General features: G+C 68.4%; 11 protein-coding genes. 3 read left to right on the top strand and 8 right to left on the bottom strand.

Translation table 11 applies throughout. The features are described from left to right. Positions 1–167: 167 nt before the first annotated feature. The 3 genes from agp to IAE56_RS18220 form a co-directional block, all read right to left on the bottom strand. Positions 168–1,388, bottom strand: coding sequence for a bifunctional glucose-1-phosphatase/inositol phosphatase (agp, locus tag IAE56_RS18210; protein ID WP_200753498.1), 1,221 nt, complete (start codon positions 1,386–1,388; stop codon positions 168–170). Between the two features lie 119 nt (positions 1,389–1,507). Beyond that, complete coding sequence (gene smrA, locus IAE56_RS18215) at positions 1,508–3,340, bottom strand: multidrug efflux ABC transporter SmrA (RefSeq protein ID WP_200753499.1); 1,833 nt, start codon at positions 3,338–3,340, stop codon at positions 1,508–1,510. A gap of 84 nt (positions 3,341–3,424) precedes the next feature. Beyond that, positions 3,425–4,999, bottom strand: coding sequence for a serine hydrolase (locus IAE56_RS18220; protein ID WP_200753500.1), 1,575 nt, complete (start codon positions 4,997–4,999; stop codon positions 3,425–3,427). Between the two features lie 110 nt (positions 5,000–5,109). Between IAE56_RS18220 and IAE56_RS18225 the strand changes: the two genes are divergently transcribed. Then, positions 5,110–5,553, top strand: a complete 444-nt coding sequence (locus tag IAE56_RS18225) for a VOC family protein (protein WP_108768281.1) — start codon at positions 5,110–5,112, stop codon at positions 5,551–5,553. Further along, positions 5,550–6,413 (top strand): DUF72 domain-containing protein, encoded by an 864-nt coding sequence (locus tag IAE56_RS18230; protein WP_200753501.1) that lies wholly within the window; start codon positions 5,550–5,552, stop codon positions 6,411–6,413. Before IAE56_RS18225 ends, IAE56_RS18230 begins: the two co-directional genes overlap by 4 nt. Here IAE56_RS18230 and IAE56_RS18235 read toward each other — a convergent pair. After that, positions 6,334–6,945 carry a Pr6Pr family membrane protein gene (locus tag IAE56_RS18235; protein WP_200753502.1) on the bottom strand — a complete coding sequence of 204 codons (612 nt, stop codon included), beginning with the start codon at positions 6,943–6,945 and terminating at the stop codon, positions 6,334–6,336. The genes IAE56_RS18230 and IAE56_RS18235 overlap by 80 nt on opposite strands. A 79-nt stretch (positions 6,946–7,024) precedes the next feature. Between IAE56_RS18235 and IAE56_RS18240 the strand changes: the two genes are divergently transcribed. Further along, a complete protein-coding gene (locus IAE56_RS18240; RefSeq protein ID WP_200753503.1) occupies positions 7,025–7,972 on the top strand; it encodes a DMT family transporter in 948 nt (315 codons plus the stop codon). A gap of 9 nt (positions 7,973–7,981) precedes the next feature. Here the strand turns inward: IAE56_RS18240 and IAE56_RS18245 are convergent, their stop codons facing one another. The 4 genes from IAE56_RS18245 to IAE56_RS18260 form a co-directional block, all read right to left on the bottom strand. After that, on the bottom strand, positions 7,982–9,142 hold the full coding sequence (locus tag IAE56_RS18245) for an AAA family ATPase (protein WP_200753504.1): 1,161 nt from the start codon (positions 9,140–9,142) through the stop codon (positions 7,982–7,984). Between the two features lie 120 nt (positions 9,143–9,262). Next, positions 9,263–10,333, bottom strand: coding sequence for a sensor domain-containing diguanylate cyclase (locus IAE56_RS18250; RefSeq protein WP_200753505.1), 1,071 nt, complete (start codon positions 10,331–10,333; stop codon positions 9,263–9,265). Between the two features lie 88 nt (positions 10,334–10,421). Next, entirely contained in the window at positions 10,422–11,144 is a 723-nt protein-coding gene (locus tag IAE56_RS18255; RefSeq protein WP_079221222.1) for a pseudouridine synthase, read from the bottom strand. 34 nt (positions 11,145–11,178) lie between these two features. Further along, positions 11,179–12,843 carry a diguanylate cyclase gene (locus tag IAE56_RS18260; RefSeq protein ID WP_108768275.1) on the bottom strand — a complete coding sequence of 555 codons (1,665 nt, stop codon included), beginning with the start codon at positions 12,841–12,843 and terminating at the stop codon, positions 11,179–11,181. Positions 12,844–13,123 lie beyond the last annotated feature (280 nt).

Here is a 13,123-nt window from a genome sequence, read left to right on the forward strand (position 1 = left end):
CGTTGGTCCGCACTGCGGATGGGTTCATCCACGCATGGCGTGGATCTACTGGACCGCATCCACGCATGGCGTGGATCTACTGCACCGCATCCACGCATGGCGTGGATCTACGCGTGGCATGGATGTTCCCGTTTTGCCAGTAGATCCACGCCATGCGTGGATGGCACTCACTTCACTGCTGGATGCAACAGGCGCTCGAACTGCTCGTCACTGCATCCGTCCTCCCCGCATCCCGGCAGCGCCAGCTCCACCCGCCCCGGCGGCTGTGCATCACTCAATGGAACCGCGTCACGCAACTGTGCGCGCGTCGGATAGACGTACACCAGCCGATAACGCGCTTCGCCGCTTTGCCCACGCCAGCGTTCGAACTGCAGCAGGCCGCCGATCGGCGTCTTCTCCCGCTGGCCCGGCAGCGTGTAATCAGAGGCACCCAGCGCCGCCAGCACTGAGCCGATGTTGGAATCGTGGCCCACCAGCAGGCTTACCTTCGGCGACTGCGGATCAGCGAACACGCCACCGATGTGCGACAGCAGCGGCGCTGCCACATCGCGCGCTACCTCCGGCGTGCCGAACAGGATGTCCTGGTAAGCATTGCGCACCCGCGCCAGCGCCTGCCACTGCGCATCGTCGTGCAGCCTGCCCCAGCCGGCCGCAGTACCCGTCGCGTTCTGGTAATCCTCCATCAGCAGCGCATCGACCATGCCATTGGCCAGCGCCAGCGAACCAGACGCCCCCGGCTCCTTGCCCGCTTCCGCGCGGAACTGGCTGTCGCCCGTACGCAGCGTGCAGTGGCTGCGTCCCGTGCAGGCTGGCGAGGCCGCGTATTCCACCACGTCCTCCACCACCTGCAGATCCGGGCCCAAGCGCGCCTGCGATTCGGCCTTCTGCATGGCACGCAGGGCGCGGCGCTGGAAGCCGGCATCGTCGCGGTGGATCACCGGGTCGAACAGCGGATCCATCGTGCCCAGCGGGCGGCGCTGTTCCACCCCGACGTGGCAACCGGGGAAGGCGCCGGCAATGAAGAACTGCGCGGTGGCCTGGGTGCGCTGCAGGCTGTTGGCCAGCGCGTGGAAGTCACTGGCCTGCGGGCAGCCGGTGGCCGGCAGCAGCTGCTGCGTGCGCAGCCACTGGCCGAGGTAGCGGCCCATGTAGACCTCCAGCACGCCGCCCCTGGTGGTCAGCTCACCGGCGACAACATCCCACTTCGTCCAGGCATGCGGCGTGGCTTCGGCGAGGGTGCCCGAGGACACCAGCGGCGCGCGCAGATTGTGGCGGCTGAGCAGGACCACCTGCTCGAGCGTGTCGCCGTGCACGGGGGCTGGCGCGGCGGCCGCGGTTGAACTGACCAGGGCAAGCGCGAGCAGCAAAGGGCGGAGCGGGTGGATCATGCGGGTCTCCGGAAACACACCGGGGTCAGAGCCCTTTCCTGCGGAAAGGGATCCGACCCCAAGGGATGCATGGCCGGGGTCGGATCCCTCTCGCAGAGAGGGCTCTGACCCCGAAACGGTTATTGCTCGGCCGCCACGAACCCACCGGTCTGCCGCGCCCACAGGCGCGCGTACAGGCCACCGGCGGCGATCAGCTCGCCATGCGTACCGGTTTCGACGATGCGGCCCTGGTCCATCACCACCAGACGGTCCATGCGCGCGATGGTCGACAGGCGGTGCGCGATCGCGATCACTGTCTTGCCGCCCATCAGCTCGTCCAGGCTGTCCTGGATCGCCGCTTCCACTTCCGAATCCAGCGCCGAGGTGGCTTCGTCCAGCACCAGGATCGGTGCGTCCTTCAGCAGCACGCGGGCGATGGCGATGCGCTGGCGCTGGCCACCGGACAGCTTCACGCCGCGCTCGCCGACGTGCGCGTCATAGCCACGACGCCCCTGCCCGTCCACCAGCGTGTCGATGAAGGCCTCGGCACGCGCCTTGGCCACGGCCGCTCGCAGCTGCTCGTCGCTGGCGTCGGGGCGGCCATACAGCAGGTTGTGGCGGATCGAACGGTGCAGCAGCGAGGTGTCCTGGGTGACCACACCGATCTGCTGGCGCAGGCTTTCCTGGGTGACGTGGGCGATGTCCTGCCCGTCGATCAGGATGCGGCCGCTTTCCAGGTCGTACAGGCGCAGCAGGATGTTGACCAGGGTCGACTTGCCGGCGCCGGACGGACCGACCAGGCCGATCTTCTCGCCGGGCTTGACCACCAGGTCCAGGCCGGCGATCACCCCGCCCTTCTTGCCGTAATGGAAGTGGATGTCCTGGAAGTGCACGCCGCCGTGGGCTACCTGCAGCGGCACGGCGTCCTCGCGGTCCTGCACGGTCAGCGGTTGGGCGATGGTGGTGATGCCATCCTGCACCGTGCCGATGTCCTCGAAGATGCCGTTGATGGTCCACATGATCCAGCCGGACATGTTGTGGATGCGGATGACCAGGCCGGTGGCCAGGGTGATCGCGCCCACGGTGATGTGTCCGCCATTCCACAGCCACAGCGCCAGGCCGCAGGTGCCGGCGATCAGGAAGCCGTTGACGATGGCGATGGTCAGGTCCATGCCGGTGGTGATGCGGGTCTGCGCGCGGTGCTTGACCGCCAGTTCCTGGATCGACTCGGCCACGTAGGCCTGCTCGCGGCCACCATGGGCGAACAGCTTCAGCGTCGGGATGTTGGTGTAGCCGTCGACGATGCGGCCCATCGCCTTCGAACGCGCCTCCGAGGCGATCCATGCGCGTTGCTTCGCGCGCGGCACGAAGTAGGCCAGGATCACCGCATAGGCGAGCAGCCACAGGATCAGCGGCACCATCAGGCGCCAGTCGGCCTGCGCGAACAGGTACAGCGCGGTGCCGGTGTAGACCACGATGTACCAGAGCGAATCGACCATCTGCACGGCCGACTCGCGCAGCGACGTACCGGTCTGCATCACCCGGTTGGCGACGCTGCCGGCGAAATCGTTCTGGAAGAAACTCAGGCTCTGCCGCACAACGTAGTTGTGCATCAGCCAGCGCGAGCGGTTGCTCAGGCCCGGCACGATGGCCTGGTTGACCAGCAGGTTGTGCAGGCCGACCAGGATCGGACGCGCGATGACCGTGATGAACAGCATCCAGCCCAGCTCGTTGGCGTGGCGCTGGAAGAAACCGGCACCGGGCTGCTCGGCGACCATGTCGACGATGCGACCCAGGTAATCGAACATCGCCACTTCCACCAGCGCCAGCAGCAGGCCGGCGATGAGGGTGGCCAGCAGCACCGGCCACACCGGGCGCAGGTAGTGCAGGTAGAACGGCAGCACCTTCTGCGGCGGCATGCGGCCGTCCACGGCCGGGAACACCGGAATCAGGGATTCAAACCAACGAAACATCACATTCCCTCGCCAGATCAGCGCGGGGATTATCCCATGGACGGTGTGTTCCCGGCGTTCGCCGGGCATGGCCCGGCGCTACCGTTACGGGGTGGCCGGGGTGAACAGCAGGTCCTGGAAGTCGAAGCTGAAATCGGTCAGGTCCGAGATCGACTGCATGCGCACCTCGCGTACCTTGCCGTCCGGGTCCAGGCTGAAGTTCACGAACGCATCGGCGTTGAGCGAGCGGTCATCCCAGCGCACGATGAAGGTGTTGTGCTGCCAGTGCTCCAGGCGGCCGGTCAGCTGCGCGGTCTTGGCAAAGCGCAGGCGCAGGCCCTTGCCCTCGGCCGACACCACCATGTCGCCATACCAGCGGTCGCGGTAGGTGGCGGCATAGGCGGCCAGCGGCAGCGACGGCGTGCTGCCCTTGGCGCGCTCGGCCTGGTGCTTGGCCCAGGCTTCATCGGCCTTGTCCTGGCCCTTGGCCACGCCCTTGGCGTAGGCGTCGACCCAGTCATGCTTCTCGCCGCCCAGGTAGGCATCGAGCACGCTCAGGGTAATGGCATTGAACGCCGCGCCCGATTCCTGGTTGGTCAGCACCACCACGCCCAGCTTCTGCCCCGGCACCAGGGTCAGGCGCGAAACCATGCCCGGCCAGCCGCCGGTATGCCAGACCAGCTTCTGCCCACGGTAGTCGCTCAGGCTCCAGCCCTCGCCATAGCCGGCGAAGTTGGCGCGCGCCGGCTCCAGCTCGGGCACGCTCGGTGCGGCGATCGCCTGCGGCGTGATCATCTGCCACATCTCTTTCTGGGTCTTGGCACTGAACAGCGGCGTGCCATCGGCCAGCGCGCCCTCGGCCAGCTGCACCTGCATCCAGCGCGCCATGTCATGCGCACTGGAATAGATGCCGCCGGCACCGGCGTTGTTCGACCAGGTCAACGGCGCAACGGTGCGCAGATCCTTGAAATCGTACTTGGCGTGGCCGACCGCTGCGTTGTCGCCGGCCTGCAGGTGGTCGGCGTTGTAGCGCGTGCCGGCCATGCCCACCTTGTCGAAGATGCGGGTCTGCAGGAACTGCTGGTAACTCATGCCCGACACTTTCTCGATCACCTGCTGGGCGACCGCATAGAGGATGTTGTCGTAGGCATAGCGCTCGCGGAAACCACCCTTCAGCGGCACCTGGCCCAGGCGCTGCACCACCTCGGCATTGCTGTAGGAGGTGGTCGGCCAGAACAGCAGGTCGCCAGCGCCGAGGCTGAGGCCACTGCGGTGCGAGAGCAGGTCGCGCAGGGTCATCTGCCCGGTCACGAACGGATCGGACATGCGGAACGACGGCAGGTGGTCGATCACCTTGTCGTCCATCTTCAGCTTGCCGTCCTCGGCCAGCAGGTTCAGCGAGGTGGCGGTGAAGGCCTTGGTGTTGGAGGCGATGGCGAACAGGGTATCGGCCTGTACGGGCGCCGACTTGCCCAGCTCACGCACGCCCCAGCCGCGCTCCAGCACGACCTTGCCATCCTTGACCACGGCCACGGACACGCCGGGCACGTCGAACTGCGCGCGCACGCGCTCGACGGTCGCATCCAGGTCCTGCAGCTGCGCCGGGGTCGGCGCGGTTTCGGCCGCATTCGCCATCGTCGCGCAGGCCAGCAGCACGGCGCCTCCAATCCAGTTGTTCATCCAGCACCATCTCCGAACAGGGGTTGCGGCCATGTGCAGGCCGTCACCGGGGTTTCGCGCGATGGTAACGGCCGTCGGCCGATCCTGCCCTGTGCCATAGGAGGGGTGTCATGGTCCACAGCGATCCATCCAGCACCGGTTCGACCATCATTCCGTGCCTGCGCTACCGCGACGCACGGGCCGCCATCGACTGGCTGCAGCGCGCGTTCGGCTTCCATGCCCAGGCGGTGTACGCCGAAGGGGAGGCGGTCTTCCACGCGCAACTGGTGTTCGGCAGCGGCATGATCATGCTCGGCTCGGCCAGCAACGGCGGTGAGTGGTCGAAGCTGGCGGTGATGCCCGACGAAGTCGGCGGCCGGCAGACCCAGAGCGCCTGCGTCATCGTCGCCGATGCGGACGCGCATTACGCGCGGGCCAAGGCAGCCGGCGCGCGCATCGTCATCGACATCGCCGACCAGGACTACGGCGGCCGGGGCTACGCCTGCGCCGATCCCGAAGGCTATTTGTGGTGGTTCGGCAGCTACGATCCCTGGCGCGCGGACCACGGCCAGTGACGCCCGCCGCGATCCGCTGCGGGATCGGCGGCTGGGTGTTCCCCGAGTGGCGCGGTGGCATGTTCTACCCCGAGGGCCTGCCGCAGCGCGAGGAGCTTGCGCACGCCAGCCACGCGCTGCGCTGCATCGAGATCAACGGAACGTTCTACCGCACGCCCACCGAAGCGCAGTGCGCGCAATGGGCGGCACAGACGCCGGACGGCTTCCGATTCTCGTTGAAGGCGCCACGCTACCTCGTGCAGCGCCGCGACCTGTCCTCCACCGTCGACGCGGCTGCGCCGTTCCTGCAGGCCGCGCTGGCGCTGGGTGATCGGCTGGGCCCGCTGCTGTGGCAGTTCGACCCGAAGCATCCGGCCGATGCGGTGGCACTGGAAGCGCTGATGGCCGCGCTGCCGAAGACGCTGCAGGGCATGCCGCTGCAGCATGCGCTGGAAGTGCGCAACGCGCAGGTGCATGGGCCCGACCTGGTCACCGCCGCGCGCCGCCATGGCGTGGCCCTGGTGATCGAGGACAGTGACGAGGCCCCGCTGCACGGCGACGTCAGCGCAGGCTTCGTCTATGCGCGGATCAAGCGCAGCCAGGCGCGCCTGCGCGAAGGCCTGCCGCGTCCGCAGCAACAACGCTGGGCCGAACGTGCGCGGCGCTGGTCACGCGGCGAACCCGTGGACGACCTGCCCTGCCTCGCCGAACCGGCGGTGCCGCAGCCGCGCGAGGTCTACCTGCTGTGCATCGGCGCGGGCAAGGCACGCAATCCCGCCGCGGCGATGGCCCTGCAGCGGCTCAGCGACGGCGCCAGCGATCCAGCGCCCACAGCAGCGTCCAGCCCAGCACGAACACGCCGGCCACGCGCAGCACGTTGAGCGCGAACGCGGCAGGGCCGATCCGCTGCCATTCCAGGAAGGGATACGGGGCCTGCCCGATCAGCGCAGCCACCAGCATCGCCCAGCCCAGGTAGGCCACCGGCACCAGCAGCACCCTGCCCAGCGCGCGCCAGCGCAGGCTTCCATGCGGCAACAGCAGCAGCCAGCCGCCCAGGTACAGCAGCGGCACGGCGTAGTGCAGGCCCATGTCGACCCACCACTGCAGGCCGGTGGGCTGCCACAGCCCCTGCAGGGCCACCGCATAGACCAGGCCGGTCACGCCGATGCACAGCGCCAGCAGCGCCGCCGGGGTCGCACTCAACGTCCGCCCCGATGCCAGGCGCAGGCAGCCCAGGCACACGGCCAGGTTGCTGAGGATGGTGAAGTAGCCGAAGAACCGCAGCGTCGCTGCGGCGATGCCCACGCTGCCGCCGGGGCCGTTGACCAGCAACAGGTACTGCAGCAGCAGTGATGTGGCGGCGACCAGCGCGGTCAGCGCGGCCCAACCCCGCAGCAGACGGTCGGCAGGCATGGCTCGGACTCCGTGGACGGAATGCAGCAGGCGGCCCTCACCATCGCCGGCCGCCCCGTGCTTGCCGCACAATACACGGATGACGACCCCCGACACCCGCAAAGCGCTCTGGCAGATCCATTTCTGTGTCCTGTTGTGGGGTGTCACCGCCATCCTCGGCAAGCTGATCACCCTGCCCGCCCTGCCGCTGGTGTGGTGGCGCATGCTGCTGGTGGTGGCGATGCTGGCCCTGCTGCCGCGCGTCTGGCGCGGGCTGCGCACCCTGCCCCTGCGGCTGGTGGCCGGTTATGCCGGCATCGGTGCGCTGGTCGCCCTGCACTGGCTGACCTTCTATGGCGCGGTGAAGCTGGCCAATGCCTCGGTGGCCGCCACCTGCATCGCCCTGGCGCCGGTGTTCACCTCCATCATCGAACCCTGGGTGGCCAAGCGGCCGTTCCAGCTACGCGAACTCGCCTTCGGCCTGGCGGTGCTGCCGGGCGTGGCCCTGGTGGTCGGCGGCGTGCCCGATGGCATGCGCCTGGGGGTGCTGGTTGGTGCGCTGTCGGCGCTGCTGGTGGCGGTGTTCGGCTCGCTCAACAAGCGCATGGTCAGCCATGCCGACCCGCTGACGGTGACCGCGCTGGAACTGGGCGCCGGCACCCTCACCCTGACCCTGCTGGCACCGGTGCTGCCGTACCTGCTGCCGGCGCTGGCCAGCCCGCTGTGGGTGGTGCCCAACCTGCACGACGGCATCCTGCTGCTGGTGCTGGCCGGGGTCTGCACGCTGCTGCCGTTTGCACTGGCCCTGGTCGCCCTGCGTCATCTCAGCGCCTACACCGTGCAGCTGGTGACCAACCTGGAGCCGGTCTATGCCGTGCTGCTGGCAGTGGTGCTGCTGCGCGAACAGCATGAAGTGACGCCGTGGTTCTACCTGGGCGTGGCGATCATCGTCGGTGCGGTGTTCCTGCACCCGCTGCTGAACCGTCGCAAGCGGGTGCAGCACCCGGAGATCCTGGGCACGGCCGAGGCGCGCAACATCGCCGAGTGAGGCGGGGCGTCAACGCCGCGGCCAATGCCATGCGGGAGCGTCAAGCAATCCCTGACCACTCAACAACGTGCGGCCCTGTTCCTTGTGGAGGTGCAGCGAGTGGCAGTCCGGCGCCTGCTCCAAGGCTGCGATCAGCCGGCTGGAATGGGACACCACCCAGACCTGGCTGCGCGCACTGGCGGCGATGATCAAACGCGCGAGCGCGGGCAGCAGGTCAGGATGGAGGCTGGTTTCCGGCTCGTTGAGTACCAGCAGCGGCGGTGGCCGCGGCGTATGCAGCGCAGCGGCCAGCAGCAGGAAGCGCAGCGTACCGTCGGACAGTTCTGCCATCGACAGCGGACGCAGCAGGCCGGGTTGATGGAAGCGCAGGGCCAGCCTTCCATCGCCTTGCTCGAAGCTCACCGTCGCGCCCTGGAACGCATCGTCGACGGTACAGGCAAGTGCCTGTGGATCGCCGATTTCAAGGATCGTCACCCAGGCGGCGGCAAGATCGTGCCCATCGTGGTGCAGTACCGGCGTTCGCGTGGCCATCGCCGGCTGCCGCGCGGGTGCCTCAGCATCGCTGCGGAAGTGATCGTAGAAACGCCAGCGGCGGATGTATTCGCGCAACGCGATGGCCTCAGGCATGCGCTGCGGATCACCGGCCTGGGTGAACAGGCTGTCGAACACGGACAGGCGATCGTCAACCACGCCCCACCCTGTCCCACGCCGCCGGCGAAGCAGCACGCCGCGCCGGTCAACCAGCTGAGTGGCACTGCGCAGAAACGGGCCGGCCCAGATCGCCTCGCTCTTGATCTGCGGGTCCAACGCGAACGCGGACAGGCTGGGCGGCGGGTAGCCCAGGTCGATGGCGTAGCCGAACTCGTCGGTGGCAAAGCCCAGCTTCAAGCTGACCGATTCCTGCCGCGCGGTGCCCTGCAAGGGAATTTCACCGCGCACCACGCGCGCATCGATCTTTTCCGGACCAGCCCACAGTGCCGAACCCAGCCCGCCTTCGCGGGCAAGCGCGGCGGCCACGCCTCCCTGTGCATTTTCAGCCAGCAGGCGCAACGCGCGGTACAGGCTGGATTTGCCGCTGCCGTTGTCGCCGGTGACGACGTTCAACCGCTGCAGCGGCAGTACCAGGTCATGCAACGAACGGTAGTGGGCAACGGCCAGGGTCTGCAGCATGGGCGGCGTCCTTGCAGAGGGGGAGGACGCCATGATGTGGCAATGACATCGCAGTGGTTGAGACGGCCCGCCAGAGGCAGGCGCCCGTCAGGTCGTGGCCCCCCCGTGCCGCGCAGCGGGTTACGGCGCCAGTTCCACCCGGTTGCGGCCGTTGCCCTTGGCCCGGTACAGCGCCGCGTCGGCACGGGCCAGGGTCTGGTCGGTGGTTTCGCCGGCCTGGTATTGGGCCACGCCGATGCTGACCGTCACCGGGAAGCCCAGAGGCAGGTCGGCCACGGCCATGCGCAGGAACTCGCACTGCAGTTCTGCGGTGCGCAGGTCCACGTCCGGCATCAGCGCCACGAATTCCTCGCCGCCATAGCGCGCGGCCATGCCGCGGCCGGAGAAATGCGAGCGCAGCAGCACGCCCAGTTCGGCCAGTACCCGGTCGCCGGTGGCATGGCCCTGGAAATCATTGATGTGCTTGAAGTGGTCGATGTCGACCAGGGCCACGCAGGTCTGCCGCGGCTGGCCATCGGCGCTGGTCACCGCGTCCTGCAGGGCGGCCGTCATCGCGCGCCGGTTCGGCAGGCCGGTCAGCGCGTCGGTGCGGCTCTGTTCGGTCAGGTCGGCGTTCTGCGCCAGCAGCACGTCGTGATACTCGGACAGCAGGCGCTCGTAATCGTCGCGCTGCACCATGTGGCTCTGGATATCCAGCGCAAAGCGGCGCAGCTCCATCACCAGCATGACCTGGCGCGACAGCGCAGCCAGCGCTTCGGCCTTGTCCGGGGCCAGGTGCTGCGGGTTGGGATCGAACACGCACAGCGTGCCCAACGGCAGGCCATCGCTGCTGATCAGCGGCGCACCGGCGTAGAAGCGCACGTGCGGATCACCGGTCACTACCGGGTTGTCGTGGAAGCGGATGTCCTGCTGCGCATCCTCCACCACCATGACCTCGCGCGGCTGCAGGATGGCGTGGCCGCACATCGATTCGCTGCGCAGGTTCTCGGCGGCATCGATGCCCTGGATCGACTTGAACCACTGCCGTTCAACATCGATCAGGGTGACCGCGGCCATGCTGGTGCCACACACGGCCTTGGCGATGACCACCAGGTCATCGAAGGACTTCTCGCGATCCGAATCGAGGATGCGGTAGCGGTAGAGCGCTTCCAGGCGCTGGGCTTCGTTGGCAGGCTTGTCGGGCTTGATCATGCAGCGTCATGTTCCGGCAGGTCACCGCCGAGTCTAGCTGATGCGGGCCGGCATTCCGTTCACCGGAACGGCCGGCCAGCCGCCGGCATTACCAGTCCTGCTGCTTGGGCAGCAGCCCGCGCAGTTCCTGCTCGGTCAGGTTGCGCCACTGGCCCGGCTTCAGCGCACCGATCTTGATGTTGTCGATGCGCACGCGGCGCAGCTGGGTGACGCGGTAATCGAACGCGGCGGCCATCAGGCGGATCTGCCGGTTCAGGCCCTGCTCCAGGGTGATGCGGAAACCGAACTTGGCGATGCGCGAGGTGCGGCACGGCAGGGTCATCTGGTCGTGGACACGCACGCCGCGGGCCATGCCGCGCAGGAACTCATCGGTGACCGGCTTGTTGACCGCGACCAGATACTCCTTCTGGTGGCCGTTCTCGGCACGCAGGATCTGGTTGACGATGTCGCCGTTGCTGGTCATCAGGATCAGGCCCTCGGAATCCTTGTCCAGGCGCCCGATCGGGAAGATGCGCTGCTCGTGGCCGACGAAGTCGACAATGTTGCCCTTGACCGAGCTTTCGGTGGTGCAGGTCACGCCCACCGGCTTGTTCAGCACGATATAGACGTGGCGGCGGGCGCCGGGCTTGCGGGCCACGCGCACCTGCAGCGGCTGGCCGTCGACCAGCACGGTGTCCCCTTCGCCGACCACGGCGCCGGTACCGCCAGGGTGGCCGTTGACGGTGACCCGGCGGGCGGCGATCAGGCGATCGGCCTCGCGGCGGGAGCAGAAGCCGGTTTCGGCGATGTATTTGTTGAGTCGGGTGGTCATGGCCCCATTATCGGCCATCCCCGCCCCGCCCGGGTCACGCCGGCAGCAATGGATCGACGGTTTCGCCGTCGAAGACCCGGTTGCGACCGCTGCGCTTGGCCACGTACATGGCATGGTCGGCCCGCCGCAGCAGCGCGGCCAGGTCGTCCTCGCCCGGTCGCCACTGCGCCAGGCCGATGCTGGCGGTCACTTCCAGGCCCGGCACCTGCAGGTCCTGGCACAGTTCGGTGATGCGCTGGCGCAGCTGCTCCAGGCGGGTGGCGGCAAGCTCGCGCGGCATGCCCGGCAGCAGCAGCAGGAACTCCTCCCCGCCCATGCGCACCACCTCGTCCTGGTGGCGCACGGCCGCACGCAGGGCCTGGGCCACGGCCACCAGCACCTGGTCGCCGACCGCATGGCCGTGGCGGTCGTTGATGTCCTTGAACAGGTCGATGTCGAGGAAGCCGATGACCAGCGTGCCGCCCTCGCGCTGCACCCGCTGCAGCTGCTGGTCCAGCTGCTGCAGGCCGGCGCGGCGGTTGGGCAGGCCGGTCAGCATGTCGGTCTCGGCCAGCTGGCGCATCTCGTCGCGCTGCTGGCGCAGCCGGCCCAGGCGCTGGTTGAGCGCGTAGGCGGCCATCATCAGCAGCCAGGTGACGGCCAGCTGCAGCGCCTCCACCCGGTATTCGAACAGCCACTGCGCGCGGGTCGCATCGGCCACCACCAGCACCAGCATCGGCGACAGCGAGGCCAGCCCGGCCACGGCCCAGGCATCGCCGCGCACGCGCGCCCACACGCCCATGGCCAGCGACAGCAGGCAGCCGCCGACGAAGCAGGCCTGCAGCACCCGCGCCACCACCGCCAGGCTCTCCCGCTGCAGCCAGGGCACCAGCACGGCCACGCCGATCAGGCCCCACAGCAGCAGCTGCTGGGCCAGGCGCGAACGCGGCAGCACGCGGTCACCGCCGTTGAGCCGCCACAGCGCGGGCAGCACCAATGCCAGGGTCGCCGCCGTCAGCGACAGCAGCCACCAGGGACCGCGATCGCCGATCGGCAGCCACGGTTCGGGGTAGCCACTGAGGCCGCCAAGGATGGACTGCCACAGCACCAGCACCACGGTGGCAGCGATATAGAACAGGAACGTGCGGTCACGCGTGGTCAGGAAGGCCATCAGCGCCGACAGCGCCAGGGCGATGGCCACGGCGATGCAGGCCGCGCGCACCAGCAGGCGAGCGGTGTCGTTCTGCTGCACGGGACTGGGCGCACCGAGCAGCAGGGTCGGCACCCAGCGCGCCTTCAACGGCCGCTGCCAGGACACCACGAACGGCTCATGGCTGCCGGCCGGCGGAACCGCGACCATGCCGATGCCGGCGCGGAAGCGCGAATCGCGGGTGCGCGCGTCGTGCATGTTGCCGCAGATCTCGCGGTCGCCATGCTTGAGGCGTACTTCGCCAGCGAACACGTTGAACACATCCAGCGCCTGCGGCTCGCCGGACCAGCCTTCGGGCGGCGCTTCGACGGTGACCTGCTGGCGGTCGCCGGACAGCATCTCCGGCGTGCAGGCGCGATGCGGGGTGGGCTCATCGGTGGCGGCGCCGACCAGCAGGTAATCGCGGCCGTTTTCGACCGTTCGCGCATGGCCGAGCCATGGCGCGGCCAGCACCATCAGCAACACGACCAGCACCGCCCCCGTTCCGTAACGCCACTGCCTGCCGACCACGCTACATCCTGATTCTGCTTACGCCCGCGCCCGCTGCGCGTCGCCCCTGGCGGGCATTATCGCAGCGGAATGAGCCAGGAATGTGTAGGCCAATGGTGGTAGTTGGGGGTATTGGTCGGCAGGGCTTGCAGCCCTGCACCTGCTTCGAGCCAGAGCGTAAGCAACAGCAGAAGCTGGCTATCCGCGGGTTGGCAGGGTGGGTCCGGTTGAGGGGGACGCTGCAAGTACATCCATGTAAGCTCGGTCGCCGCATCCATGCGGCTCACGCCCCCTCAACCGG

The organism is Stenotrophomonas sp. S41, from assembly GCF_016624625.1.
Lineage (GTDB): Bacteria > Pseudomonadota > Gammaproteobacteria > Xanthomonadales > Xanthomonadaceae > Stenotrophomonas.